This window comes from Streptomyces sp. NPDC042364, assembly GCF_056437585.1.
The window spans coordinates 69221-93151 of the sequence record NZ_JBWKAJ010000027.1 but is presented as its reverse complement, the minus strand read 5'-3'; the positions used below and the strand labels follow the sequence as shown (position 1 = coordinate 93151).

Genomic DNA, 23931 nt, shown 5'->3' with positions numbered 1-23931 from the left:
GCAAAGGCAAGCGGGGAAGGTGGCCTTGGGCCGAGTGGCCGCGACATGGAAGGCAGGAGTGGCATGGGTGGGATGCCGGGTGGGGCGGTCCGGTGGACGTATGCCTTCGTGGACCGGCCGGAGGCCGGTTTCGAACGGGCGTGCGCCTTCTGGGCGGCGGTGACGGCGACGGAGCTGTCCGAGCCGCGAGGTGAGCGGAGCGAGTTCGTGACGCTGCTCCCCGAGAAGGGCGACGCGTGTGTGAAGGCCCAGGCGGTGGCCGTCGGCGACGGCGGCGCCCACCTCGACTTCGCCGTGGAGGACGTACCCGGGTTCGTCGACCGTGGCGTCGGCCTCGGTGCCGAGGTCGTCACCCCGCACGACGGCTGGGCGGTGCTCCGCTCCCCCGCCGGGCAGCTCTTCTGCGCGGTGCCGTGGCACGCGGAGACGGTCCGGCCGCCGGTGGTCGACGGCAGCAGGCTGGACCAGGTGTGCCTCGACAACGCGCCGGACTCCTTCGACCGCGAGGTCGCGTTCTGGGCAGCCCTGACGGGCTGGGAGTCCTACGCCGGCTCGCTCCCGGAGTTCCACGTCCTGCGCCCACCCGCCGGCCTCCCCGTCCGCATCCTCCTCCAGCGCCTCGGAGCCGCTGCCCCCGCGTCAGCGCACCTCGACCTGGCCTGCGCCGACCGCCGAACCACCCGCACACGCCACGAACACCTGGGCGCCACCTTTGTGGCCGACAGCCCCCACTGGACGGTGATGCGGGACCCGGCAGGCGGCACGTACTGCCTCACCGGCCGCGACCCGGAATCCGGAGGACTGCCGACCGCGTGAGCGACCGGGCCCGGGACGAGGGCCGGGGCGGAGGCGGGCGAGGCCCCGTCGGCGCCTCGCGTGACGAACCGGATGCGGGCGGGTTCGGCCAGCCCCTGCCCGTCGAGCATCTCGCCGGTCCCGGTGAGGTCGTCGCTGATCGCGCTCAGGGAGCGGCCCGTCGCGGCGATCCGAACCGAGGTGGACGAGGAGCGGACTCATGAAGTACGACTACGAGGCCATGTGCGGCAACGCGTCGGAGGGCTCCCCGGCCTGGGCAGATGCCGCAGTACGCACCGCTCCCGGCCGTGTCGGGGACCGTGTCGGGGCGCCACCCGGCACCGGACGGCGACACCTGGGGCGGGGCAGCCCGTCACCCCTCGGTGGTGTCCTCGACCTGCTCCGCGGCCTCCTGCCCGGGGGCCTCAGCGGTACCGAGGCCCTGCGAACCGGCCGAGCCGTGCGCACCAGGTGGCCGCCGGGCCACGGCCCGCGGCTTATGCGCAGCGGCTCCCTCGGCCTCGGCGCCCCTGTCGACGTACGCCTCACACTTCGGATTCCTGCACGGACCGGGACCCCACACGGGTACGAACGCGCCCAGCGTCTTGTGCCGCCGCACGATCGTGGCCACAGGCTGCCCGCAGGCCGGGCAGACTTGTTCGTCGGTGCCCATGCCCTCAGGGTATGGCCGACGGCCGCCGGGCGCTCCCCGCCGTACGCCGCCTATCCCGGGGATCACCGCTTCCTGGTGTATGTCCGCACCACCGCCCCGTTGTCGAAGGCACGGACCTCGCCCAGCACGAACTCGGTGACGTCGAAGCCGGAGCCGAACATCGGCATCCCCGACCCCAGCACGATCGGGTACGTCTTGATGACCAGCTCGTCGATCTCGTCGATCAGTTCCCCGGCGAGGGCAGAGCCCCCGCACAGGTAGATCCCGAGGCCCCCGTCCTCCGCCTTGAGCTGCCTGACCTTGCCGACCGGGTCCGTCGAGATGATCTGGACGTTCGGGTCGGGCGACTCCTTCAGCGTGCGCGAGACGACGTACTCCCGCAGATGCGAGAACGGGCTGGTGATGCCCTCCTTAAGCGCCACGTCGTAGCTGACGCGCCCCTGAATGACCGTGTCGTACGCCTGGTTCGGGAGGTGGTCGGTCCCGATGAGCCGACGCACATGGGTCGGGTTGATGTCCGGGTGCTCGGTCTTGAGGTACTCGGCGAACTCCCCCACCACGTAGGGGTACATGAAGGCCGCGTCGCCCTTCGGGTCCCCGATGAACCCGTCGATCGAACAAGCGATGACATACGTGAGCTTGCGCAAACCTGCCTCTTTCCCTGATGCCGCCCTGGTAACCACTCCATTTATAGTACTTCAGTTGTAGTGATTGCAAGCATGGGCGGGCCCCGCACACCGTGGGGATGTGCGGGACCCGCGTCCGACCGGAGGCACCGACACCGTGCGGGGTCAGGTCGGCACGGTGCCGACACCTCCGGGGCTTCTCAGCTGCTGCGACGTGTCACGAACTCGGCCAGCGCAAGCAGACCTCCCGCGGCCGCCGGATCCGGAACCGCCCGGGACAGCTCGTCCATGGCCCGGGCCATGCGGTCAGCCGCCTGGATCTGCGCCCAGTCCCGCCCGCCGGCCCTCTCGACCGCGAGCGCCGTCCGTTCCAGCTCGCCCTCCTCGTACGACGCCCCGTACAGCTCGGCGAGTTCGGCCGCCTCCGGCGTGCCGGACGCGAGCGCGGCGACCACCGGCAGGGACTTCTTGCGGGCGACGAGGTCCGCGCCGGCCGGCTTGCCGGTACGGCCCGGGTCGCCCCAGATCCCGATCACGTCGTCGATGAGCTGGAAGGCGAGCCCGGCCTCCCGCCCGAACGCGTCGAGAGCCCGGACCTCCTCCTCACCGGCTCCCGCGTACAACGCCCCGAGCGCACAGGCGCAGCCGAGCAACGCTCCCGTCTTGGCCTCGGCCATGGCGAGCACCTCGGGCAGGGTCACCTCCTCCGGCCGGCGCTCCTCCATCTCCGTGTCGGTGTGCTGGCCCGCGCACAGCTCGACGACACAGGAGGCGAGCCGCGCGCAGGCCGCGGCCGACGCCGGATGCGGATCCTCCGCGAGCAACCGCATCGCCAGGGCCTGCAGCGCGTCCCCGGCGAGGATCGCGTCGGGCACCCCGAACACGGTCCACGCGGTGGGCCGGTGCCTGCGTGTGGTGTCCCGGTCCATCACGTCGTCGTGCAGCAGCGTGAAATTGTGCACCAGCTCCACCGCGGCGGCGGCCCGGACGGCGGCGGACTCGTGCCCGCCGAGCGCCTGGACCGCGGCCAGCACCAGCGCGGGCCGGATCGCCTTGCCCGCGTTGCCCTCGGCCGGAGTGCCGTCCGCGTGCTCCCAGCCGAAGTGGTAACACGCCACCCGGCGCATCGAACCGGGCAACGACTGCACCGCCCGGCGCAGTTCGGGATCGACCGACTGCCGCGTCCGCTCCAGGATCTCGGCCGCCTCCTGCCCGGCGGACGGACCGGCCGCGCCCTGCCGTGCGGGTCCGCCCCCGCCACCGGCGGGGCTCGCCGCCCCCGTGCGGTCCGGGTCTCCCCTCGGGTCCGGAGGCCTCGTGATGTGTCTCCGCCTCTCCGGGATCCCGCCGTCCGGAGCGCCGCCTTCCGAGGTCTCGACCGGGCTCTGCTGCGTCTGCGTCATGAACTCACCCATGGGATCGCCTCGGAGGAGGCTGCGGACGGTGGCGGTTCGGTGAGATCACCGCCAGCGGCCGATCTCGACGTTCTCCAGGACGCCGAGCGCGTCGGGGACGAGGACCGCGGCCGAGTAGTAGGCCGTCACGAGGTACTTGATGATCGCCTGTTCGTTGATGCCCATGAAGCGCACCGACAGGCTGGGCTCGATCTCGTCCGGGATGTTCGCGGCGCGCAGGCCGATGACTCCCTGGTCCTCCTCTCCGGTACGCATGGCGATGATCGAGGTGGTCCTCGCCTCGGTCACCGGGATCTTGTTGCACGGGTAGATCGGCACACCGCGCCAGGTGGGGATGCGGTTGCCGGCGATGTCGATCGTCTCCGGGACGAGTCCGCGCTTGTTGAGCTCACGGCCGAACGCGGAGATCGCGCGCGGGTGGGCGAGCAGCAGCTTGGTGCCCCGGCGGCGGCTGAGCAGTTCGTCCAGGTCGTCCGGGCCGGGCACGCCGTCGTGCGGCTGGAGCCGCTGGTCGTACTCGCAGTTGTGGAGGAGTCCGAACTCCCGGTTGTTGATGAGTTCGTGCTCCTGGCGCTCCTTCAACGCCTCCACGGTGAGCCGGACCTGCTGCTCGGTCTGGTTCATCGGCTGGTTGTAGAGGTCCGCCACCCGTGTGTGGATGCGCAGGACGGTCTGGGCGACACTCAGTTCGTACTCGCGGGGCGCGGCCTCGTAGTCGACGAAGGTGTGCGGGATGTCCGGCTCACCGCTGTGGCCGGCGGCGAGGTCGATCTCCTTCTCGCCGTATTTGTTGGTGCGCTGCTCCGGGATGGAGCGCAGTCGGCGCAGGTGCTCACCGAGCGTCTCGGCGCGCTCCGCGACCTGCTCGACGGCCTGGCGCGGCAGGACGAGTACCGTGCACGCGGTGACCGCGCGGGCCGTGTACTCCCAGATCGCGTCGGCGTCGAGCAGCGTCTGTTCCCCGAAGTAGGCCCCGTCTGCCAGTACACCGAGCACGGCGTCGTCGCCGTAGGGGCCCGTGCCGATCTTCTCGACCTTGCCGTGCGCGAGCAGGAACACCTCCTCCGCGGGGCTGCCGAACTCGGCCAGCACGGCGCCCGGCGCGAACTCCCGCTGCTCGCACCGCTGAGCCAGCTCGCCCAGCACGTCCAGGTCCTCGTAGGTCCGCAGGGCCGGCAGTTCACCCAGCTCCGCGGGGATGACGGCGACCTGGTCGCCGGTCTTCACAAAGGTGATACGGCCGTCGCCCACCGCGTAGGTGAGTCGTCGGTTCACCCGGTACGTGCCCCCCTGCACGTTCACCCATGGCAGCATGCGCAGCAGCCAGCGGGAGCTGATCTCCTGCATCTGGGGCGCGGACTTCGTGGTGGTGGCCAGGTTCCGGGCAGCGGCCGTGCCGAGACTCTGCTGCGGCCGTTCCGTCTGCGTACGGACCTCTTCGCCTACCGACATACGGATTTCCCCTCCGGGTGTGCACTGATATCGCGGTCACCGATCTCGCGATCCAGCCTGACATCACGGAGCGTGCCGGTGCTATTACCCGAAAGAGCGGGAATGGATCTTAGGAAGACTGGGCATATCGAGGGACTTTGTCCATCATCTCGGGCTCTTCCGGAGATGACCGAATCGGCTCGCATGTATCAGCGACACCTGACCTCGGCCCGAAGACATGGGTACAAGCCGCGTACGAGACGGCCGGACCAGCGGCTGTCGCACCGTACGAAGGAGTCGGTCATGGCCCCACCCATGTCCGCGGCCAGATTTCTCACCATCCTCAAGAACGAGGGCGTCACGGTCGTCGAGGTCGGCGACTGGGAGCACCACAACCGCAACCACAAGGGGCCGTGGGGCCCCGTACACGGCGTGATGATCCACCACACGGTCACCTCCGGCAGCGAGCGCACCGTCCGCATCTGCCGCGACGGCTACTCGGGGCTGCCGGGCCCGCTCTGTCACGGTGTGATCACCAAGGACGGCCGTGTCCATCTCGTCGGCTACGGCCGCGCCAACCACGCAGGCAGCGGCGACGACGACGTCCTGCGGGCCGTGATCGCCGAGACGGCCCTGCCCGCGGACAACGAGGCGAACACCGACGGAAACCGCCACTTCTACGGCTTCGAGTGCGAGAACCTCGGCGACGGCCTCGACCCGTGGCCCGAGCGCCAGCTCGAAGCGATCGAACGGGTCTCCGCCGCCATCTGCCGCCATCACGGATGGACAGAACGCTCCGTCATCGGCCATCTCGAATGGCAGCCCGGCAAGGTCGACCCGCGCGGCTTCACCATGGCCTCCATGAGAAGCCGTATCCGCGACCGCCTCCGGTAGCCCCTGTCCCGCGGGCGCGTCGCCCCGTCGCGGCGGGCCCGCACCGGCATCGGGGCCGGGCGGGCGGCCACTCCCGGACAGATGTCCGACAATGGCCGCGTGAGCAGCCCCGACCCCGCCACCGCCCTGCACCCCCGGCTGCCGTCCCCGCTCCAGGAGATCGAGGACGACCGCTTCGCCCGGCACGGCGTCCGGCTGCTCCTCAAACGCGACGACCTGATCCACCCGCAGCTCATCGGCAACAAGTGGCGCAAGCTCGTGCCCAACCTGAGCGCGGCGGCCGGTCGTTCCCTCCTGACGTTCGGCGGCGCGTACTCGAACCACCTCCGGGCCACGGCCGCCGCCGGTCGTCTCCTCGGTCTGCCCACCGTCGGCGTGGTCCGCGGCCAGGAACTGGCCGACCGCCCCCTCAACCCGTCACTGGCCCGCTGTCTGGCGGACGGCATGCGCCTGCACTTCATCGACAGGTCGACGTATCGCCGCAAGACCGACCCCGCCGTCCTGGCCGCCGTCCTCCGGGCAGCCGGAGCCGAGGACGCCTACGTCGTCCCCGAGGGCGGCAGCAACACCGCCGCCGTACGAGGCTGCCGGGAGCTCGGCACGGAACTGCGGGACCGGGCCGATGTCGTGGCCGTCGCCTGCGGCACCGGCGGCACCCTCGCCGGTCTGGCCGCCGGACTGGCCCCCGGCCAACGCGCCCTCGGGGTACCCGTCCTCAAGGGCGGCTTCCTGGAGCCGGAGATACGCCGGCTGCAGGAGAGCGCATTCGGCGGCCGGCGCGGCCACTGGGACCTCGACGACCGCTTCCACTTCGGCGGCTACGCCCGCACCACCCCCGACCTGGAGGCCTTCGCCACCGACTTCGAGGCCCGCCACGGACTGCCCGTGGAACGTCTCTATGTCGCCAAGTTGCTCTACGGACTTGTCTCCCTGGCGACGGAAGGCGCCTTCTCCCGCGGGTCTAGGATCGCCGCGGTGGTCACGGGAAGCCCGCTCTCCACGTGAGCCGTGGATCGTGGCGGCGAGGCCGGCGGACTCCGCGGACGACCTGCTGCCATGCCGGGCGCCGCCGACCGGTGAACCTTCCGCTTACGGCCTAGGAACCCTCCCGGTAGGCCGCGGCCTCCTCCAGGTCCAGTCTGCGCAGCAGCGTCCGCAGCATCTCGTCGTCGATGTAGCGCCCGTCCCGGAGTTTGACGAACACCTCACGCTCGGCACCGATCATCTCCCGGGAGAGCCGACTGTAGGTGTCGTCGCTGGTCTCCCCGGTCACCGGGTTGACGGCCCCGAGCCGCTCCCACACGGCGTTGCGGCGCCGCTCCAGGACCGTGCGCAGCCGGTCGACCAGCGGCGGGGGCAGGGCGTTGCGCTCGTCCTCCAGGAGTTCGTCGAGGCGCGCCTCCGCCATCCGGGACGCCTGGGCCTGGGCATTGGCCTCGGCGAGGGTCTCGGCCTGCGTGTCGCGTCCCGGCAGCCGCAGGGCCCGGATCAGCGGCGGCAGCGTCAGGCCCTGGATGACGAGTGTGCCGATCACCGTCGTGAAGGTCAGGAACAGGATCAGGTTCCGCCCCGGGAAGTCGTCCCCGCCGTGGACGGTGAGGGGGATCGAGAACGCGATGGCCAGTGAGACGACGCCCCGCATACCGGCCCACCCGATGACGAAGGGCCCCTTCCAGGTCGGGTTCTCCTCCCGTTCACGGATCCGCGCGGACAGCATCCGGGGCAGGAAGGTCGCCGGGTACACCCAGACGAACCGGGACACGACCACCGTCGCGAAGACGGCCAGGGCGTACCAGGTGGCACGCAGCCCCTCGTTCTCGCCCAGCCCTTCCAGCACGACCGGCAGCTGCAGTCCGATGAGCGCGAAGACCGCCGATTCGAGCAGGAAGGCGACCATCTTCCACACGGCCTCCTCCTGGAGGCGGGTCGCGAAGTCGACCTGCCAGTTGCGGTAGCCGAGATAGAGGCCGACCACGACCACGGCGAGCACTCCGGAGGCGTGCACCCACTCGGCCAGCCCGTACGCGACGAACGGGATCAGCAGGGAGAGCGTGTTCTGGAGCAGCGCTTCCTTCAGGTGGGTGCGCAGCCAGTGGATCGGCATCATGAGCAGCAGCCCCACCGCGACGCCGCCGACCGCCGCCACCAGGAACTCGACGATCCCGCCCACCCAGCTCGCGCCCTCCCCGATCGTGGCGGCGAGGGCCACCCGGTACGCGGTGATCGCGGTCGCGTCGTTCACCAGGGACTCGCCCTGGAGGATGGTGGTGATCCGCGACGGGAGCCCCACCCGCCGGGCGACCGCCGTCGCCGCGACCGCGTCCGGGGGCGCCACCACCGCGCCGAGCACCAGCGCGGCCGTCAGCGGGAGCCCCGGGACGATCAGATAGGCGGCCCAGCCGACGGCGAGGGTCGCGAACAGGACATAACCGACCGACAGCAGCGCCACCGGCCGCAGTTGGGCCCGCAGGTCGAGGTACGAGCTCTCCGTGGCGGCGGTGTACAGCAGCGGGGGCAGGATCAGCGGCAGGACGATCTCGGGGTCGAGTTCGTAGTTCGGCACCCCGGGCACGTACGACACCGCGAGCCCGGCGGCGACCAGCAGCAACGGGGCGGGTACCGGTGTCCGCCGGGCGGCACCGGCGACCGTCGCGCTACCGGCGACCAGCAACAGCAAAGGCAAGAAGTGCATCGCTTTCCGCCGCCTTCGTTTTCCGCGCGAGGTTCCACGCGCCCGTCGTAACCTGGCAATCATGAAACAGTGCACGCACGCGGAGGCACTGCCGCACCCCGAACCGGCCCCCCTGACCGAGACCTGCCCGGAGTGCGCGGCCGCCGGGACGCACCCGGTGCAACTGCGGAAATGCCTGGAGTGCGGGCACGTGGGTTGCTGCGACTCCTCGCCGATGCGGCACGCGACCGCACACCACAAGGAGACCGGCCATCCCGTGATGCGCACCTTCGAGCCGGGCGAGAACTGGCGCTGGTGCTTCCTCGACCACGTGCTCGTATGAGGGCGGGAAAACGAACAGAACCCCGATGAACACGTCCACGACCTCGGACAACGGAACCAAGTCACCCCCTGGCACGTCGACGTACTCGTGTGACGAGGTTCGGCGGTCGGACGCCTGGGTACGTCAATCCGGCGCGCGCTCTTCCGATTTGAGGCCCACAGACCCCTAGCCACAGAGCGTGTTCATGTGCTTACTATGAGTGACAGCGTGGGGCTGGGTCGCCCGGACCCCGAGGACACGGCGCTCGGGGGCGCGATAGCGTCACCGCTGAACCACATGGCGCGTTACCCGGGGGGCGACCCTCGGCCCCTGAAAAAGCTTGTACCACCTTGGAGGTGAGGGTGTCCCAGATCGCAGGCGAGCCCGGGACCCAGGACTTCGTGGAAGTCCGGCTGCCGGCCGCGGGTGCCTACCTGTCGGTGCTGCGTACGGCGACGGCCGGCCTCGCGGCCCGTTTGGACTTCACCCTCGACGAGATCGAGGATTTGCGCATCGCGGTCGACGAGGCCTGCGCGATCCTGCTCCAGCAGGCCGTGCCCGGCTCGGTGCTCAGCTGTGTCTTCCGCCTCATCGACGATTCGCTGGAGGTCACGGTCTCGGCCCCGACCACGGACGGCCACGCCCCCTCGCGCGACACCTTCGCCTGGACCGTGCTGTCGGCCCTGGCGGGCAAGGTCTCCTCCGCGGTCGCCGACGACAAAACCGTTTCGATCAGCCTCTACAAACAGCGCGGCGCGGGACCCGGGCCGGCGTGAGGAACGGGGACGGGCCGGTGCGGGACGAAGAACGCGGCACACGGGGACTTCCCGCGAAAGAGGTCGGCCCCGGCGGGCCGGCACACCTGACGGACGGCGTCGACGGCATCCCCGAGCAGGCCCGGCCGCACCCGGAGGACGACTCCTCGACGGCGGCCACGTCCTCTCGGTGGACGGAGCCGGCCGACGAAGGGGACCAGGCGTCCTCCGACGGGCGACCGGAACCGGAGGATGCCGCACGGAGCACCACGTCCTCACGAGGGCGGACTGGGGCCTCCCCCGCTCGAGCACGGTCGAGAGCTGGGGGAACGGTGACGGCGGGCGGGACTATGAGCGAGCACGAGCGACACGACGAGCCGGACGCGCAGATCGTGCGCAGCACGCAGCACGATCCTCATGACCGCAGCGGGGCGCGAGCCCTGTTCGTCCGGCTGCGCTCCCTGCGGGAGGGCAGTGCGGAGTACGCGGAGCTGCGCAATCAGCTGGTCCGGATGCATCTGCCCCTCGTGGAGCACCTCGCGCGCCGGTTCCGCAACCGTGGTGAGCCGCTGGACGACCTGACGCAGGTCGCCACCATCGGCCTGATCAAGTCGGTCGACCGCTTCGACCCGGACCGCGGGGTGGAGTTCTCCACGTACGCGACCCCGACGGTCGTCGGCGAGATCAAGCGGCACTTCCGCGACAAGGGCTGGGCGGTGCGCGTTCCGCGCCGTCTGCAGGAGCTGCGCCTGGCGCTGACCACGGCCACGGCTGAGCTGTCCCAGCAGCACGGCCGTTCCCCGACGGTGCACGAGCTGGCGGAGAAGCTGGCCATCTCGGAGGAGGAGGTCCTGGAGGGCCTGGAGTCGGCCAACGCGTACTCCACGCTGTCGCTGGACGTCCCCGACACCGACGACGAGTCACCGGCCGTCGCCGACACCCTGGGCGCCGAGGACGAGGCGCTGGAGGGCGTCGAGTACCGGGAGTCCCTGAAGCCGCTCCTCGAAGACCTTCCGCCGCGCGAGAAGCGGATCCTGCTGCTGCGGTTCTTCGGCAACATGACCCAGTCGCAGATCGCCCAGGAGGTCGGCATCTCCCAGATGCACGTCTCACGTCTGCTGGCCCGCACGCTCGCCCAGCTGCGGGAGAAGCTGCTGGTGGAGGAGTAGCTCCCGAGATCCCTTCCGGTAGAGCTCCGCGGGTGCCCAGCGCCAGGGCTCTTCTGGTGGATCTCTTCTGATGGATCTCCGGGGGCCGCGACGCCGCGGAGATCCGTGAGAAGAGCCCTAGTGTTTCGTCTGTTCCGCCCGGCCAGGCCCTTGGATCCCGAGGGCCTGGGTCGTCGCCGGGTTGAGCAGCAGCACCAGCGCCGCGATCGCGACCACGGCCAGGACGATCCCCGCCGGGATCGCCACACTGTCCGCCCGGAGCAGGTTGTACGCCACCGGCAGCGCCATGACCTGCGTGATGACCGCGGGCCCCCGGCTCCAGCTGCGCCGCAGCAGCAGTCCGCGCGCGGCGACCAGCGGCAGCAGGGCCAGCGCGATGAGGGTGACGCCCCCCGTGACTCCGGTGCCGAGGTCCCCGGAGTCCCCGATGAGGCCCAGGACGAGCATGGCGCCGCCGCCGGCCAGCAGGGCGATGCCCTCCAGCGCGGTCAGTGCCGCCGCGGCGGTCAGCCGCCCGGGACGGGGCTCGGCGTCGGAGGTGTCCGGCGTGGGGTTCTGCTGAGGACTCACCCCTGAAGGGTAGCCCCGGCGCCCGGACGCGCTCCGGCCCCCTGCACGCCTCCACGTGCTCGTCGTCACTACACGATCTCCCCCTTGATCCGCACCTCGGTATGGGACGAGTACCGCTCAGTAGGTACGCTGCAACCTATGCGTGCACTTCTCGTGGTCAACCCGGCGGCAACCACCACAAGCGCACGTACGCGCGATGTCCTGATCCACGCGCTGGCGAGCGAGATGAAGCTCGAGGCGGTCACCACCGAGTACCGCGGCCACGCCAAGGACCTCGCCCGCCAGGCGGCCGAGGGCAAGGACGACATCGAGCTGGTCGTCGCGCTCGGCGGTGACGGCACGGTCAACGAGGTCGTCAACGGCCTGCTGCACCACGGGCCCGCCCCGGACCGCCTCCCCCGCCTCGCCGTGGTTCCCGGCGGTTCCACCAATGTGTTCGCACGCGCCCTGGGCCTGCCCAACGACGCCGTGGAGGCAACCGGCGTCCTCCTGGACGCACTCCGGGAGAACCGCGAGCGCACGGTCGGTCTGGGTATGGCCTCGGGCACCCCGGGCACGGAGGACGAGGCGGTGCCGTCCCGCTGGTTCACGTTCTGCGCCGGCCTCGGTTTCGACGCCGGTGTGATCGGCCGGGTCGAGCAACAGCGCGAGCGCGGACGGAAATCCACACACGCCCTTTACCTGCGTCAGGCTTTCCGGCAGTTCCTGGAAGAGCCGCACCGCAGGAACGGCACGATCACCCTGGAGCGGGCCGGCGAGGAACCGATTTCCGATCTTGTGCTGTCCATAGTCTGCAACACGTCCCCCTGGACGTTTCTCGGCAATCGCCCGGTGTACGCGTCACCTAAGGCCTCGTTCGATAAAGGTCTCGACGTGCTTGGTCTCAGCCGGATGTCGACGGCCGCACTTGCCCGTTATGCCACGCAGTTGCTCACTTCGTCCCCCGAGCGGGGGCCTCACGGCAAGCACGCCACCACCGTGCACGACTTGACCGACTTCACCTTGCATTCGAAGGTGCCCCTCCCCCTCCAGATGGACGGCGACCACCTCGGGCTGCGTACGAGCGTGACGTTCACAGGCGTACGCCGTGCACTGCGTGTGATTGTGTGAGCGGAACGGGCAAAAGTCCTTCCACTCGAACGTTTAGGCCAGGGTCCACCCCATGGAAGTACGGCTGTGACACAGTCGACACCGAGGAATCAAAAAAAACTTTCCGGAAGGGGTTGTATCCGCCGCTGAGGTTTGCGAGTCTCTACGTGGCGCTCGGGACAGCCCGCAACACCGGCTCAAGCAAGCGCCAGAACCCCTCCTCAAATCACAGGACCACACCAGTCCGCCTGGTGATCGGCCCTTCACTTGTTGAGGGATTCGTGAAAGCGTTCACATTCACAAGCAACGTGCATGTAATACCAAGGAGAGGTAGCAGCCATGGACTGGCGTCACAACGCCGTTTGCCGCGAGGAAGACCCCGAGCTCTTCTTCCCCATCGGCAACACCGGTCCTGCGCTGCTGCAGATCGAGGAAGCCAAGGCTGTCTGCCGCCGCTGCCCGGTTATCGAGCAGTGTCTGCAGTGGGCGCTTGAGTCCGGCCAGGACTCCGGCGTCTGGGGTGGTCTCAGCGAGGACGAGCGCCGCGCCATGAAGCGCCGCGCCGCCCGCAACCGGGCCCGTCAGGCCTCCGCCTGACAATCCCACCCAGCAATAGCCTGAGCTTGGCGGCGCGTACAGCGAGTACGCATCTCCCGCCCCCGAGCCGCAGCGCGCAGTGCCCCCGGTGCGCCTAATCAGCGACGACACTGAGCCCCGGACCACACGATGGTCCGGGGCTCAGTGCTGTTCGCCATGGGTCGCACCGCGCCCGGTGTTCCTCTCCGTGCGCCTGCCGGAACGAACGCCCCCGACGGCGTACGGCCCCGCGCACGCTCCTACTTCTGGGCGCGCACCGGAATGTCGAGGATGACCCGGGTGCCCTGGTCCGGGGCAGGGACCATGTCGAAGGTGCCGCCCAGCTCGCCCTCCACCAACGTCCGTACGATCTGCAGGCCGAGGTTGCCGGAGCGGTGCGGGTCGAAGTCCTCGGGCAGGCCCACGCCGTCATCCTGGACGGTGACGAGGAGACGGGTCTCCTTGGTGGTCCCGCCGCGTACGGCCGACACCTCCACGGTGCCGGTGTCCCCCTCGCGGAAGCCGTGTTCGAGGGCGTTCTGCAGGATCTCGGTGAGGACCATGGACAGCGGGGTGGCCACCTCCGCGTCGAGGATGCCGAAGCGTCCGGTGCGCCGGCCGGTGACCTTCCCCGGTGAGATCTCGGCGACCATGGCGAGAACCCGGTCGGCGATCTCGTCGAACTCCACCCGCTCGTCCAGATTCTGGGACAGCGTCTCATGCACGATCGCGATGGATCCGACCCTTCGCACGGCCTCTTCGAGGGCCTCGCGACCGCGTTCGGACTCGATGCGCCGGGCCTGGAGGCGCAGCAGCGCGGCGACCGTCTGCAGGTTGTTCTTCACCCGGTGGTGGATCTCCCGGATGGTCGCGTCCTTGGTGATCAACTCGCGTTCACGACGGCGCAGTTCGGTGACGTCACGAAGGAGCACGAGCGAACCGATGCGCGGGCCCTTGGGTTTGAGGGGGATGGCACGGAACTGGATCACTCCGTCGTTCGACTCGATCTCGAACTCCCGTGGCGCCCATCCGCTCGCCACCTTCGCCAGCGCCTCGTCCACCGGACCGCGGGACGGGGCGAGTTCGGCGGTCGTACGGCCGAGGTGGCAGCCCACGAGGTCGGCAGCGAGCCCCAGCCGGTGGTATGCCGACAGGGCGTTCGGGGAGGCGTACTGGACGATGCCGTCCGCGTCCAGCCTGATCAGCCCGTCCCCGACACGCGGCGAGGCGTCCATGTCGACCTGCTGGTCGGGGAAGGGGAAGGCGCCGACGGCGATCATCTGAGCCAGGTCGGACGCGCTCTGGAGGTAGGTGAGCTCCAGCCGGCTCGGGGTACGGACGGTCAGCAGGTTGGTGTTGCGCGCGATGACCCCGAGAACCCGGCCTTCCCTGCGGACGGGGATGGACTCGACCCGTACGGGGACTTCCTCGCGCCACTCGGGGTCGCCCTCGCGCACGATCCGGCCCTCGTCGAGCGCGACGTCCAGGAGGGGCCGGCGGCCACGCGGGACCAGGTGGCCAACCATGTCGTCCTGGTAGGAGGTGGGGCCGGTGTTGGGGCGCATCTGGGCCACGGAGACATAGCGTGTGCCGTCACGGGTGGGGACCCAGAGGACGAGGTCGGCGAAGGAGAGGTCGGAGAGGAGCTGCCACTCCGACACCAGCAGATGCAGCCACTCCAGGTCGGAGTCGCTGAGAGCGGTGTGCTGGCGGACGAGTTCGTTCATGGAGGGCACGTGTGCGAGCGTACCTGGCGGTACGGACATGCCCGGAAACGGCGGGCTGCGCCCTTCCGGACCGCGCCCCGGGGACAACGGCCACGCCCCCGAGAACACCCGCGGGCCGCGGCGCCTGAGAGGGACCCTCAACCCTCCCGGCACCGCAGCCCGGAGCAACATCGGCCGTGGGGTGTGCGGTCCCAGCGACCGAAGGATGAGGAGCCGGAGCAGTCAGGGCAGAGAGCACCGGTTCCTCGGTCCGCCTTCCTGTGCGGGGAAGACGGAGGCCTGTGTTGTTCACAAGTGATCGCCAGTGACGTAGCGCTGATCGATCAGATGACCTACCACGCCATTCTTGACTAGACCACTGCGTGTGTCCATGCGTTGGCGGATGTTTGTTGCTGTTCCCTCCCCCGCCGTCCGGCGAGGTGGGGCGAGGACGTGGAGGCCCTTGCACGCAGAGTAGCCCGGTTCGCGAGTGCCGCGGGCCGGAACTCCGGAGCAGGACGCTTCCGGGGTTCGGCATACCGGGGCAGGCCGGATACCGGGAAAAGCCGGCATCGGGTCGCGCGCTGCGCCGGGGCGGGTGGCCCTGCGGGCGCGGTGTGCTGGAGGGTTCAGGTCCGAGCCGGTCCGAGGGTGCGGTCGGACCGGGGCCAGATCGTCATGGCGAGTTCGGCGACCGCTTCCAGCTCCTGCCTGGTCGCGCCGTCCCGCGCCTGCTGGGACATGCCCTGGATGATCACACCGGTGTGACGGGCGAGTGCGGAGGCGTCCGTACCGGCGGGCAGTTCACCGGCCGCGATATCCGCTCTTATGCGGCTCTCGAAGACGGCGATCCACGCGTTGCGCCGGGCGCGGAGGGATTCCTCGACCTCACGGCTTGTGCAGTTGGTCGCCGCGTGGATGACCAGACAGCCGTGGGGGTGGGCGGGGTCCGTGTACTCGACGGCGGCCTCGCGCAGCATCCGTTCGACGGCGGCCCGTGCGGTGGGCTCCTCCTCCAGGGCCCGGTCGGTGAACGAGCCGTAGCGGCTGCCGTACTCACGGACCACCTCGTCGAAGAGGGCCCGCTTGTCCCCGAACGCCGAGTAAAGGCTGGGGGCGCCGATACCCATGACGCGGGTGAGATCGGCGACCGAGGTGGCCTCGTATCCGTTCTCCCAGAACGCCAGGATCGCCTTCTCCAGGGCGGTCTCGCGGTCGAAGGAGCGGGGACGGCCGCGCTGCTTGCTCTCCTTGGTCACCATGCGGGGGATTTTATAGCGGGCACTAGACAACTGTCAGCGGGCTGCTCTACGGTCATTTTTGTAGCGACCGCTAGAAAAAATGGAGGGGGCGTCGACATGGGTGTGCTCACCGGAAGGACGGCACTTGTCACAGGCGCGAGCAGGGGCATCGGACGAGGCATCGCCGAGCGGCTGGGCCGCGACGGCGTACGTGTCGCGGTGCACTACGGGAGGAACGAGGCGGCCGCGAAGGAGACGGCGGCCGCGATCGAGGCCGCGGGCGGCTCCGCCTTCACCCTGGGGGCCGAGCTCGGCCGGCCGGGGGATGTCGAGGCCCTGTGGGAGGAGTTCGACCGACAGGCGGACGGACTGGACATCCTGGTGAACAACGCGGCCATCGGCAGCTCCCGCCCCATCGAGGAGATCGACGAGGAGGAGTACGACCGGCTCTTCGCGGTGAACGTGAAGGCACCGCTCTTCCTCGTCAAGCACGGCATGACCCGACTGCGTGACGGCGGCCGCGTCGTCAACATCTCGTCGGGGCTCGCCCGGACCGCCGTGATGCCGCACAACATGGCATACGCGATGACGAAGGGCGCGCTGGACATCTTCTCCCGCGACCTGTCGAAGGTGCTCGGCCCGCGAGGTATCACGGTGAATTCGGTGGCACCGGGCCTGACCGCGACCGACAACACCGCCGAGTTCCTGGGCACCGAGGCGGGCCGCGCGACGGCCGAGGAGATATCGGCACTGGGCCGGGTGGGAGCGGTGGACGACATCGCGGACGTGGTGGCGTTCCTGGCGTCCGACGAGAGCAGATGGGTGACGGGGAGCTGGGTGGACGCCACGGGAGGCTCCCTGACGTAAGGGCGGGGCCGCCGGGGGAATGAGGTCGCATGGGCGTGATGTGGGCCACATCCGCACAGGGCCCGCTCTGCTAGATTGGTCTAAACCACACAGTTCTTCCGACTCCCAGTCGAGTCCCTCTTCCCAGATCGGCAGGCCCAGCGTGGAAGTTGTCATCGTTCCGGATGCCAAGGCGGGTGGCGAACTCATAGCTGAGGCGATGGCGCAGCTGCTCCGACGGAAGCCCGACGCGCTGCTCGGCGTCGCCACGGGGTCGACCCCGCTACCCATCTACCAGGCGCTGACGGCGAAGGTGCGCTCGGGCGCCGTGGACGCCTCGCGGGCGCGGATCGCCCAGCTCGACGAGTACGTGGGGCTGCCGGCCGACCACCCCGAGTCGTACCGCTCGGTGCTGCGCCGGGAAGTGCTGGAGCCGCTGGGGCTCGGCATGGACGCGTTCATGGGGCCGGACGGCACCGCCGAGGACATACCGGGGGCGTGCGAGGCGTACGACAGGGCGCTGGCCGAGGCGGGCGGCGTGGATCTGCAACTGCTCGGGATCGGGACCGACGGACACATCGGGTTCAACGAGCCGTGCTCGTCCCTCGCCTCCCGGACCCGGATCAAGACGCTCACCCAGCAGACGCGGATCGACAACGCGCGGTTCTTCGACGGGGACATCGAGCAGGTGCCGCACCACGTCATCACGCAGGGCATAGGCACGATTCTGGAGGCACGCCACCTCGTGCTGCTGGCCACCGGCGAGGGCAAGGCGGACGCCGTCGCGGCCACCGTGGAGGGACCGGTGGCGGCGGTGTGCCCGGCATCGGCGCTGCAGCTCCACCCGCACGCCACGGTGGTGGTGGACGAGGGAGCGGCGTCGAAGCTCAAGCTCGCGGACTACTTCCGGCACACCTACACGAACAAGCCCGACTGGCAGGGGATCTGACGCGGCTGGGGATGCGCAGAGGCGCCACGGCCTGGGAAGGAGGGGCTGTGGCGCCTCTGTGTCGTACGGATGCGGCCTGCGTGCCCTGCCTTCGGGGTGGGGGGGCGGGGGGTGTCTCCCCCGCCCTCCCGCTCCGGGGCCGTCGGGCGGCGCGGCGCGCTACCGGACGCTCATGATGACCTCGGCCGCCGCTCTTCCGCAGACCCTTGCCGCTCCATGGGTGGCGATGTGGAGGGCGCCGCGGGGCGGGGACTGGGGGACGCCCATCTCTACGACGATCGTGTCGGGCCGGGTGGCCAGGAGGACGTCGAGGGCGTCGGTCATCCAGGGGTGGCGGTGCTCGTCGCGGACCACGGCCACGATGCGGCGCGTGCCGGCCACCGCGAGGGCGGAGACGCCGGCGCTGTCACCCGCGAAGGTGCCGGTCTCCGTACCGGGGAGGAGACGGGCGAGTTCCGCGCCGACGCCCCAGGGGGTCTCGTCGCCGACGGCGATGTTCGCCACCGGAGTGAAGGCCGCGACATACAGGGGCTGGACAGGGGGCGTGTACGGCAGCTGCGCGAAGACCGTCTCCACTGCGCGTCGCGCGGCGACGAGGCCGATCTCCCCGAGTTCCGCGCCTCCGGCCTCCGCTTCCCGGGTCGCCGCTCCCCTGGTCCACTCGGCCAGCGCCCGGACTCGGTTCGCCGCGTCCGCCAGGCGCTCCTCGGGGAGCGTGCCGGAACGTACGGCGGCGACCAGGGCGTCGCGCAGACGGCGCACGGTGTCGTCGTCGGCGAGGCCGCCGCCCACGCAGATCGCGTCGGCGCCGGCGGCGAGGGCCAGGACGCTGCCGTGTTCGATGCCGTAGGTACCGGCGATGGCCCGCATCTCCATCCCGTCGGTGACGATGAGGCCGTCATAGCCCAGTTCGCCGCGGAGGAGGTCGGTGAGGATGCCGTGGGACAGCGTCGCGGGACGGTCGGGGTCGAGGGCGGGGACGAGGATGTGGGCACTCATGACCGCGCGGGTGCCGGCGGCGATGGCGGCGTGGAAGGGCGCCAGTTCCCGCGCCTCGATCAGGGGGCGGTCCGCGTCGATGCGGGGCAGGGCCAGGTGGGAGTCGACGGCGGTGTCGCCGTGGCCCGGGAAGTGCTTGGTGCAGGCGGCGACCCCGGCGGCCTGAAGACCGCTGACATAGGCGGCCGTGTGGCGGGCGACCAGGTCGGGCTCGGCGCCGAAGGAGCGCACGCCGATGACGGGGTTCGCCGGGTTGGAGTTCACGTCGGCCGAGGGGGCCCAGTTGAAGTTGACACCGCATGCGGCGAGACGGCGGCCGAGGGCGAAGGCCACGTCCCGCGTGAGGTCGGCGTCGTCGACGGCGCCCAGAGCGTGGTTTCCGGGGAAGGAGGAGCCGGTCCGGACCTCCAGGCGGGTGACGTCGCCGCCCTCCTCGTCGATCGCGACCAGGACGTCCTCACGCTCGGCGCGCAACTGGGCCGTGAGCGCGGAGAGTTGTTCGGGGGAGGTGACGTTGCGGCCGAAGAGGCCGACGGAGGCGAGGCCCTCGCCGAGGCGGCGCAGCAGCCAGTCGGGGGCGGTGGTGCCCGTGAATCCGGGCTGGAGGACCGTCAGCGCGTCCCGTGTGAGGCCGTCCTGCCCCGAGTGGGAGCCCGTCGAGCCGGTGGCGAATGTCGTCATCGGTGGTTATCCCTTCACGGCGCCCGCGGTGAGGCCCGCGGCCATCTTGCGCTGGACGAGGAGGAAGAGGACGACGATCGGCACGGCCATCATGGTGGAGCCGGCCATCATCGGGGCGTATTCGGTGCCGTGTTTGGTGGTGAAGTTGCCGAGCCAGACCGTGGCGGTCTGGTTCTGCTGGCTCATCAGCATCAGGGCGTACAGATACTCGTTCCACGCCTGGATGAAGCCGTAGACCGAGGTCGCCACCATGCCGGGCGCGAGCAGAGGGAAGACCACACGGAGGAAGGCGGTGGTGCGGGAGCAGCCGTCGACCATGGCGGCCTCCTCCAGCTCGCGCGGGATGTTGACGATGAAGCCGCGCAGGGTCCACACCGTGAACGGGAGGATGAAGGTCAGATAGGTGATGATGAGGCCGGTGAGACGGTCGTACTGGCCCAGGTCGTTCAGGAGCAGGAAGACCGGGATGATCATCGCGACCAGCGGGACCATCTGGACGGCCAGGATGCCGACGATCACCACTTTCCGGCCTCGGAAGGCGAAGCGGGAGATGGCGAGGGCCGCCAGCATGCCGACGACGATGCCGATCACGACCACCGTGAGGGACACCACGAGGCTGCGGCCGACGGGGCCCCAGAAGTCTGCGATGTCCAGCGCGCGGCCGAAGTTGGAGAAGGTGAGGGAGGTCGGCAGGAGGCTGGGGTCGGGGTCGATGGCGTCCTTCGCCGGTTTGAACGCGGTGTTCAGCATCCAGTAGACGGGGAAGCCGGCCGTGACGAAGACGAGGAGGCCGAGGAGGTTCCAGCCGAGCCGGGACCCGCGGCGACCGGAGACTGCTGTGCTCATTCGACCTCTCCGATCTTCAGCATCTGGCGCATGTAGACGCCGATCACTCCCAGCAGCAACAGCACGGTGAGCAGTGCGATCGCGGAGCCCTGCGCGTAGTCGTTGACCACGAAGGCCCTGTCGTACGAATAGGTGGTGAGCAGTTGGAACTCGGCCTCCGGGTGGCCGTTGCGCATCACGAAGACCTGCGGGAAGACGCCCATGTCCCAGATGACCGAGAGGGTCGTGAGCATCACGACGATCGGCTTGAGGATGGGGAGGGTGACATAGCGGAAGACGCCCCAGGCGCCGGCGCCGTCCAGGCGGGCGGCCTCCTCCAACTCCTTGGGCACCTGGGTGAGTCCGGCGCTGAGGGTGATGACGACGAACGGCACGGCGCCCCACACCACCAGCAGTGTGATGACGGCGAGTCCTTCGGGGCCGCTGGCGAACCAGTTGTGGCCGATCATGTCGACACCGGGAAGCCTGCTGAGGAGCGCGTTGAAGATGCCGTAGTCGGAGTCGAAGAGCCACTTGAAGACCGTGGTGGCCACGATGATGGGCATGCCCCAACTCGCCACCAGCGCGATGTTGATGAGGGTCTTCACCCAGCCGGAGACCCGCTGGAGCAGCAGCGCGATCAGCATGCCGATGACCATGGTGAAGACGACGCAGGTGGCGGCGAAGACGATGGTCCGTACGACGACCGTCCAGAACTCGCCGTCGCCCAGCACCTTCGCGAAGTTGTCGAAGCCGGCCGACTCCGCCGGCTGGAAGCCCCACAGCTGGGACTGGCCGAAGTTCTGGAAGGAGAGGGTGACCAGACGGACCAGCGGATAGCCGAGAACGACGGCGAGGATCAGCAGGCAGGGTGCGAGCAGCGCCCAAGGAACCGCGGTTCCGCCGGAACGCTTCGTGCCGGAGGGCCTGCCGAGGGCGGCAGGCGGCCCATGCGGCACCTGCCGCGGTGGCGGCACCTTGGTCGGAGTGGTCGTGTCTGCGGCACTCATCGCGCGCTCCTAAGGCAAATGAAGAGGGGCCGATCAGCACCCCGCCGGTCTCGCCCCGTCAGGAGCCGGCCGGTGATGCACCCGAGGAGGGGCGCGGGGAGCCGCGCGACCAGCCACGACGCACGGGCGGCGACCCCATGCCCCGTCGCGGCACTGTCGTGATCCGCCCACCGGCTCGACTCGTGGCACCCGCCGGCCGGGCTCTGTGGCACCCCCGGTCGGGCCCGGCGCCGTGGCCGGGCCCGACCGGGGTCGACCGTCACTTGGTGTTGATGACCTTGTCGATCGCGGCGTCCGCGTCCTTCGCGGCCTTCTCGACCGTCTTCTTGCCGGTGCCGATGTTCTGCAGCATGGTCTGGAGGATCTGGGCCTTCTCGACCTGACCCCAGCCGGGCGCCATCGGGACGAACCAGTTGGACTCGGCCGCGGTGGCCGGGACCGCCGTCGCCGGGTCGTCCTTCAGGGTGGCGAGGTCGGTCTTGTTGTTGGGCAGGTTGCCCTTCTCCATCAGACCCTTCTGGCCGGCGGGCCCGGTGAAGGCGTTGATCCACTCGGCGGCGACACCCTGCGCGTCGGACTTCACGGGGACGGCGAGGTCCGAGCCGCCGAGGAAGACGGGCAGGCTCTTGCCGGACGGACCGGGCATCACGAAGTTCTCGACGTTGCCGGCGAGCTTGCCGGTCTTGTCGTTCTCCTTGGCCGCGGCGGTCGCGCCCTCCCAGGCGGGGGCGAAGATCATGCCGGACTTGCCCTGGCCGTAGACGATGTAACGGTCGGACTCGTCCTTGGTCTTGTCGCCGTGCATATAGCCGTCGACGACGTTCTGGAACTCCTCCAGGCCCTTGACGGACTCCGGGGAGGAGAGGTTCGCCTTCCACTGGCCGCCCGACTCGACGGCTATGGAGCCGCCCGCGTCGTAGACGAAGGACATGGCCGCGTACCAGTCACGGGTGGGCTGGTACCACGCGCTGAACTTGTCGCCCTGCTTCTTCTGGACCTTGTCGAGGGCGGCGGTCAGCTCGTCGTACGTCTTCGGCGGAGTCTTGACGCCGACAGCGGCGAAGACGTCCTTGCGCCAGTTGGCGACGCGGCCACCGGCGTAGTACGGGACGCCGTACGTCTTGCCCTCGTAGGTCACGGAAGCCTTGAGGCCGTCGAGCCAGGCGCCGGAGTTGTCGAACTTCGCCGGGTCCAGGGGGGCGAAAGCGCCCTTGACCATGTAGGCGAGCATCTCGGTGTTGCCCATCTCGACGACGTCGGGGGCCTTGTCGGTGGCGAGGACGGCGTCCAGCTTGGCGTTCTTGTCGGGCCAGCCGTAGTACTCGTGCTTGATCTTGATGCCGGGGTGCTTCTTCTTGACCGCGGCGTCCGCGGCCTTGACCAGTTCCGGCCAGTTGTTCTGTGCGTCCACCGTGAGCCAGACGGTCAGCTCCTTGGTGTCCGCCGCCTTGTCCGAGCCCCCGTTCTCGCCCCCGCACGCCGCGATGGAGACCATCATGCCCACGACACAAATCGCGGTTGTCAGCTTGCGCTTCACGCCACCCTCCTCAGGGATGCCATTCCTCAGGGATGCCACAAACCCCCCTGCTCCCCGCGGTGACAGACGTACCGCCCATGGGGCCGGGACCTGGACCAATGGTGTAGACCAGTACGCCGGAGCTTGGCTCAGACCAATCGGTGTGTCAAGGGTGCGCGAACCCGCTCTCACCAGCCGTTATGTGACCTACATATGCAAGAACCTTTATGTAAGAAGGCAGCGAAAACCGAGCGGCTGAGTCACACTCTTCGGGTAGACCACTGCACCTTCCCGGGGTAGACCAGCGGAGCCCCCTCCATGGACTAGACCAGCAGGGGCTGTGCGGGTATACAGAAGGATCACGCCACTAGGAGCCGGGAAGGCGGAGCATGAGCACCGACGTCAGCAGTGCGGAGAACGAGAACGGGGCGAACGTCCGTACCGCACGCGTGCCCAAGTACTACCGCCTCAAGAAGCACCTGCTGGACATGACCGAAACCCTGCCGCCCGGCACACCGGTCCCGCCGGAGCGGACCCTTGCCGCCGAGTTCGACACCTCGCGCACGACCGTGCGACAGGCACTGCAGGAACTGGTGGTCGAGGGGCGTCTGGAGCGCATCCAGGGCAAGGGCACGTTCGTCGCCAAGCCGAAGGTCTCGCAGGCCCTGCAACTCACCTCCTACACCGAGGACATGCGCGCCCAGGGCCTCGAACCGACCTCCCAGCTGCTGGACATCGGCTACATCACCGCCGACGACACCCTCGCCGGACTGCTGGACATCACGGCGGGCGGTCGGGTGCTGCGCATCGAGCGGCTCCGTATGGCGAACGGCGAGCCGATGGCCATCGAGACGACCCATCTGTCCGCCAAGCGCTTCCCGGCCCTGCGCAGGTCGCTGGTCAAGTACACGTCCCTCTACACCGCGCTCGCCGAGGTGTACGACGTCCATCTCGCCGAGGCGGAGGAGACCATCGAGACCTCGCTGGCCACCCCGCGCGAGGCCGGCCTGCTCGGCACGGACGTGGGCCTGCCGATGCTGATGCTCTCCCGTCACTCCGTGGACAAGGAGGGACAGCCGGTGGAGTGGGTGCGGTCCGTCTACCGGGGCGACCGCTACAAGTTCGTGGCGCGGCTGAAGCGTCCGCAGGACTGACCGGTCCGCGGCCACCGG

General features: G+C 69.7%; 22 protein-coding genes and 1 pseudogene. 11 read left to right on the top strand and 12 right to left on the bottom strand.

Annotation, left to right across the window (positions count from 1 at the left end; all coding sequences use genetic code 11):
• Nucleotides 1–63: 63 nt before the first annotated feature.
• Complete coding sequence (locus AC067N_RS35015; RefSeq protein ID WP_478682970.1) at nucleotides 64–816, top strand: VOC family protein; 753 nt, start codon at nucleotides 64–66, stop codon at nucleotides 814–816.
• A 44-nt stretch (nucleotides 817–860) separates the two neighbouring features.
• Here AC067N_RS35015 and AC067N_RS35010 read toward each other — a convergent pair.
• The 4 genes and pseudogenes from AC067N_RS35010 to AC067N_RS34995 form a co-directional block, all read right to left on the bottom strand.
• A pseudogene (locus AC067N_RS35010) lies at nucleotides 861–965 on the bottom strand (YciI family protein); the annotation flags it as partial.
• A 565-nt stretch (nucleotides 966–1530) separates the two neighbouring features.
• Entirely contained in the window at nucleotides 1531–2115 is a 585-nt protein-coding gene (locus AC067N_RS35005) for a dihydrofolate reductase family protein (RefSeq protein WP_478682969.1), read from the bottom strand.
• 179 nt (nucleotides 2116–2294) lie between these two features.
• Nucleotides 2295–3509, bottom strand: coding sequence for a family 2 encapsulin nanocompartment cargo protein polyprenyl transferase (locus tag AC067N_RS35000; RefSeq protein WP_478682968.1), 1215 nt, complete (start codon nucleotides 3507–3509; stop codon nucleotides 2295–2297).
• A gap of 45 nt (nucleotides 3510–3554) precedes the next feature.
• Complete coding sequence (locus AC067N_RS34995) at nucleotides 3555–4961, bottom strand: family 2B encapsulin nanocompartment shell protein (protein WP_478682967.1); 1407 nt, start codon at nucleotides 4959–4961, stop codon at nucleotides 3555–3557.
• Between the two features lie 282 nt (nucleotides 4962–5243).
• Between AC067N_RS34995 and AC067N_RS34990 the strand changes: the two genes are divergently transcribed.
• Both AC067N_RS34990 and AC067N_RS34985 read left to right on the top strand, forming a co-directional pair.
• Nucleotides 5244–5834: an N-acetylmuramoyl-L-alanine amidase gene (locus AC067N_RS34990; RefSeq protein ID WP_478682966.1), complete on the top strand. Its 591-nt coding sequence runs from the start codon at nucleotides 5244–5246 to the stop codon at nucleotides 5832–5834.
• Between the two features lie 81 nt (nucleotides 5835–5915).
• Complete coding sequence (locus AC067N_RS34985; protein WP_478682965.1) at nucleotides 5916–6839, top strand: 1-aminocyclopropane-1-carboxylate deaminase/D-cysteine desulfhydrase; 924 nt, start codon at nucleotides 5916–5918, stop codon at nucleotides 6837–6839.
• 91 nt (nucleotides 6840–6930) lie between these two features.
• Here the strand turns inward: AC067N_RS34985 and AC067N_RS34980 are convergent, their stop codons facing one another.
• Nucleotides 6931–8526, bottom strand: a complete 1596-nt coding sequence (locus tag AC067N_RS34980; RefSeq protein ID WP_478682964.1) for a Na+/H+ antiporter — start codon at nucleotides 8524–8526, stop codon at nucleotides 6931–6933.
• Between the two features lie 61 nt (nucleotides 8527–8587).
• On the opposite strand from AC067N_RS34980, the gene AC067N_RS34975 reads away from it, so the two are divergent.
• The 3 genes from AC067N_RS34975 to AC067N_RS34965 all read left to right on the top strand — a co-directional run bounded on the left by AC067N_RS34975 (nucleotide 8588) and on the right by AC067N_RS34965 (nucleotide 10751).
• Nucleotides 8588–8848: a UBP-type zinc finger domain-containing protein gene (locus tag AC067N_RS34975; RefSeq protein ID WP_478682963.1), complete on the top strand. Its 261-nt coding sequence runs from the start codon at nucleotides 8588–8590 to the stop codon at nucleotides 8846–8848.
• A gap of 341 nt (nucleotides 8849–9189) precedes the next feature.
• Nucleotides 9190–9603, top strand: a complete 414-nt coding sequence (locus tag AC067N_RS34970; RefSeq protein WP_478682962.1) for an ATP-binding protein — start codon at nucleotides 9190–9192, stop codon at nucleotides 9601–9603.
• Nucleotides 9600–10751, top strand: a complete 1152-nt coding sequence (locus tag AC067N_RS34965) for an RNA polymerase sigma factor SigF (RefSeq protein ID WP_478682961.1) — start codon at nucleotides 9600–9602, stop codon at nucleotides 10749–10751. The genes AC067N_RS34970 and AC067N_RS34965 overlap by 4 nt, the downstream gene beginning before the upstream one ends.
• Before the next feature lie 117 nt (nucleotides 10752–10868).
• Here AC067N_RS34965 and AC067N_RS34960 read toward each other — a convergent pair whose 3' ends face one another.
• On the bottom strand, nucleotides 10869–11321 hold the full coding sequence (locus tag AC067N_RS34960; RefSeq protein ID WP_478682960.1) for a hypothetical protein: 453 nt from the start codon (nucleotides 11319–11321) through the stop codon (nucleotides 10869–10871).
• A gap of 138 nt (nucleotides 11322–11459) precedes the next feature.
• On the opposite strand from AC067N_RS34960, the gene AC067N_RS34955 reads away from it, so the two are divergent.
• Both AC067N_RS34955 and AC067N_RS34950 read left to right on the top strand, forming a co-directional pair.
• A complete protein-coding gene (locus AC067N_RS34955; RefSeq protein ID WP_478682990.1) occupies nucleotides 11460–12431 on the top strand; it encodes a diacylglycerol/lipid kinase family protein in 972 nt (323 codons plus the stop codon).
• 318 nt (nucleotides 12432–12749) lie between these two features.
• On the top strand, nucleotides 12750–13007 hold the full coding sequence (locus AC067N_RS34950; protein WP_003992873.1) for a WhiB family transcriptional regulator: 258 nt from the start codon (nucleotides 12750–12752) through the stop codon (nucleotides 13005–13007).
• A 239-nt stretch (nucleotides 13008–13246) separates the two neighbouring features.
• On the opposite strand, the gene AC067N_RS34945 is transcribed toward AC067N_RS34950, so the two are convergent.
• Together AC067N_RS34945 and AC067N_RS34940 are read right to left on the bottom strand one after the other, a co-directional pair.
• A complete protein-coding gene (locus tag AC067N_RS34945) occupies nucleotides 13247–14722 on the bottom strand; it encodes a sensor histidine kinase (protein ID WP_478682959.1) in 1476 nt (491 codons plus the stop codon).
• A gap of 599 nt (nucleotides 14723–15321) precedes the next feature.
• The gene (locus AC067N_RS34940; RefSeq protein WP_478682958.1) at nucleotides 15322–15954 is read right to left on the bottom strand and encodes a TetR/AcrR family transcriptional regulator; all 633 of its coding nucleotides are present in this window, start codon (nucleotides 15952–15954) and stop codon (nucleotides 15322–15324) included.
• A 96-nt stretch (nucleotides 15955–16050) separates the two neighbouring features.
• Between AC067N_RS34940 and AC067N_RS34935 the strand changes: the two genes are divergently transcribed.
• Nucleotides 16051–16800: an SDR family oxidoreductase gene (locus AC067N_RS34935; RefSeq protein ID WP_478682957.1), complete on the top strand. Its 750-nt coding sequence runs from the start codon at nucleotides 16051–16053 to the stop codon at nucleotides 16798–16800.
• 142 nt (nucleotides 16801–16942) lie between these two features.
• Nucleotides 16943–17728 (top strand): glucosamine-6-phosphate deaminase, encoded by a 786-nt coding sequence (gene nagB / locus AC067N_RS34930; protein WP_478682956.1) that lies wholly within the window; start codon nucleotides 16943–16945, stop codon nucleotides 17726–17728.
• A 159-nt stretch (nucleotides 17729–17887) separates the two neighbouring features.
• On the opposite strand, the gene AC067N_RS34925 is transcribed toward nagB, so the two are convergent.
• The 4 genes from AC067N_RS34925 to AC067N_RS34910 form a co-directional block, all read right to left on the bottom strand.
• Nucleotides 17888–19408 carry a glycoside hydrolase family 3 protein gene (locus AC067N_RS34925; protein WP_478682955.1) on the bottom strand — a complete coding sequence of 507 codons (1521 nt, stop codon included), beginning with the start codon at nucleotides 19406–19408 and terminating at the stop codon, nucleotides 17888–17890.
• Nucleotides 19409–19414: 6 nt separating this feature from the next.
• A complete protein-coding gene (locus tag AC067N_RS34920; protein ID WP_478682954.1) occupies nucleotides 19415–20254 on the bottom strand; it encodes a carbohydrate ABC transporter permease in 840 nt (279 codons plus the stop codon).
• Nucleotides 20251–21243 carry a carbohydrate ABC transporter permease gene (locus tag AC067N_RS34915; protein ID WP_478682953.1) on the bottom strand — a complete coding sequence of 331 codons (993 nt, stop codon included), beginning with the start codon at nucleotides 21241–21243 and terminating at the stop codon, nucleotides 20251–20253. The genes AC067N_RS34920 and AC067N_RS34915 overlap by 4 nt, the downstream gene beginning before the upstream one ends.
• Nucleotides 21244–21502: 259 nt before the next feature.
• On the bottom strand, nucleotides 21503–22780 hold the full coding sequence (locus AC067N_RS34910; RefSeq protein ID WP_478682952.1) for an extracellular solute-binding protein: 1278 nt from the start codon (nucleotides 22778–22780) through the stop codon (nucleotides 21503–21505).
• Nucleotides 22781–23148: 368 nt separating this feature from the next.
• On the opposite strand from AC067N_RS34910, the gene AC067N_RS34905 reads away from it, so the two are divergent.
• Nucleotides 23149–23913, top strand: a complete 765-nt coding sequence (locus AC067N_RS34905) for a GntR family transcriptional regulator (RefSeq protein ID WP_468105067.1) — start codon at nucleotides 23149–23151, stop codon at nucleotides 23911–23913.
• Nucleotides 23914–23931: the final 18 nt, after the last annotated feature.

Coding starts and splice junctions, on each gene's coding strand:
- AC067N_RS34905 (WP_468105067.1), top strand. CDS start 23,149: ATGAGCACCGACGTCAGCAGTGCGGAGAACGAGAACGGGGCGAACGTC.
- AC067N_RS34985 (WP_478682965.1), top strand. CDS start 5,916: ATGTCCGACAATGGCCGCGTGAGCAGCCCCGACCCCGCCACCGCCCTG.
- AC067N_RS34990 (WP_478682966.1), top strand. CDS start 5,244: ATGGCCCCACCCATGTCCGCGGCCAGATTTCTCACCATCCTCAAGAAC.
- AC067N_RS34995 (WP_478682967.1), bottom strand. CDS start 4,961: ATGTCGGTAGGCGAAGAGGTCCGTACGCAGACGGAACGGCCGCAGCAG.
- AC067N_RS34980 (WP_478682964.1), bottom strand. CDS start 8,526: ATGCACTTCTTGCCTTTGCTGTTGCTGGTCGCCGGTAGCGCGACGGTC.
- AC067N_RS34950 (WP_003992873.1), top strand. CDS start 12,750: ATGGACTGGCGTCACAACGCCGTTTGCCGCGAGGAAGACCCCGAGCTC.
- AC067N_RS35000 (WP_478682968.1), bottom strand. CDS start 3,509: ATGGGTGAGTTCATGACGCAGACGCAGCAGAGCCCGGTCGAGACCTCG.
- AC067N_RS34935 (WP_478682957.1), top strand. CDS start 16,051: ATGGGTGTGCTCACCGGAAGGACGGCACTTGTCACAGGCGCGAGCAGG.
- AC067N_RS34955 (WP_478682990.1), top strand. CDS start 11,460: ATGCGTGCACTTCTCGTGGTCAACCCGGCGGCAACCACCACAAGCGCA.
- AC067N_RS34975 (WP_478682963.1), top strand. CDS start 8,588: ATGAAACAGTGCACGCACGCGGAGGCACTGCCGCACCCCGAACCGGCC.
- AC067N_RS34940 (WP_478682958.1), bottom strand. CDS start 15,954: ATGGTGACCAAGGAGAGCAAGCAGCGCGGCCGTCCCCGCTCCTTCGAC.
- AC067N_RS35015 (WP_478682970.1), top strand. CDS start 64: ATGGGTGGGATGCCGGGTGGGGCGGTCCGGTGGACGTATGCCTTCGTG.
- AC067N_RS34915 (WP_478682953.1), bottom strand. CDS start 21,243: ATGAGTGCCGCAGACACGACCACTCCGACCAAGGTGCCGCCACCGCGG.
- AC067N_RS34925 (WP_478682955.1), bottom strand. CDS start 19,408: ATGACGACATTCGCCACCGGCTCGACGGGCTCCCACTCGGGGCAGGAC.
- AC067N_RS34920 (WP_478682954.1), bottom strand. CDS start 20,254: ATGAGCACAGCAGTCTCCGGTCGCCGCGGGTCCCGGCTCGGCTGGAAC.